Below are 917 nucleotides of genomic sequence, written 5' to 3'. Positions count from 1 at the left end.
CGTGCCTTTTCTTCCGGCGCTGCGTCGATTTCGTCGTACTTCTTGGCCGAACCGCCAAACTTGGCTGCCAGCACCGTAGCAATTGCTGCCGTCAGGGTGGTCTTACCATGGTCAACGTGACCGATCGTACCAACGTTCACGTGCGGTTTAGTCCGCGAGAACTTTTCCTTTGCCATTTCGCGACTCCTGTGTCGGTAGCGATATTGCTAGTGCGGTATTTGGTGCCCATGGGCAGGATCGAACTGCCGACCTCTCCCTTACCAAGGGAGTGCTCTACCACTGAGCCACATGGGCGAAACTTGAATGCTGCTTTTTTAGAACTGCAAGAACCCGGGCAATTTGGAGCGGGTGAAGGGAATCGAACCCTCGTCGTAAGCTTGGAAGGCTTCTGCTCTACCATTGAGCTACACCCGCCGGGTTACCACGCTTTCTGCTTCACCCACACCTACCGGGCACTCACTACTGCTTTGCAATTCTTGGTGGAGAGGGTTGGATTCGAACCAACGTAGGCGTAAGCCAACAGATTTACAGTCTGCCCCCTTTAGCCACTCGGGCACCTCTCCGCAGTGAACTTCTGATTATGGTGTAACTTTCCTTGGCTGTCAAGCACTTTCCGTACTATGCAAAGCAGGGAAGGACAGGCCTTGGATCGTTGACCTGGCACCAGCTAGGCTGCCCGATCGCACCATCATCGTCGGCATTCAATAAAGAACACCTTCACCCTATAGGGGCTCGCCGGAGGCTCTAGAACGGCTTCTGGCGGCCTCTCGGGCATCGCTTTGGCGTCGGACGCTGGCCCGGCCGGCGCTGACGAGCCTGGCGGCTGCCAGAACCTGGCTGCACTTTCGATCGCACTTTTCGCAGCCACAAAAGCAAAACCCCCCAGTACTTTCGTACTGGGGGGTTTCAAGGGAGAG

General features: G+C 56.1%; 1 protein-coding gene and 3 tRNA genes. All 4 read right to left on the bottom strand.

Going from position 1 to position 917, the window contains the following annotated elements; translation table 11 throughout:
* Positions 1–176 (bottom strand): GTP-binding protein (locus AC1RWI_RS38020; protein ID WP_492376385.1); only part of this gene is annotated, 176 nt, incomplete at its 3' end.
* 43 nt (positions 177–219) lie between these two features.
* A tRNA-Thr gene (locus tag AC1RWI_RS38015) sits at positions 220–294 on the bottom strand.
* 46 nt (positions 295–340) lie between these two features.
* A tRNA-Gly gene (locus tag AC1RWI_RS38010) sits at positions 341–414 on the bottom strand.
* A 63-nt stretch (positions 415–477) separates the two neighbouring features.
* A tRNA-Tyr gene (locus AC1RWI_RS38005) sits at positions 478–563 on the bottom strand.
* Positions 564–917 lie beyond the last annotated feature (354 nt).

The sequence above is a fragment of the Cupriavidus sp. MPR-AND1C genome (assembly GCF_058809705.1).
This window is presented reverse-complemented; position numbering and strand designations above follow the sequence as displayed.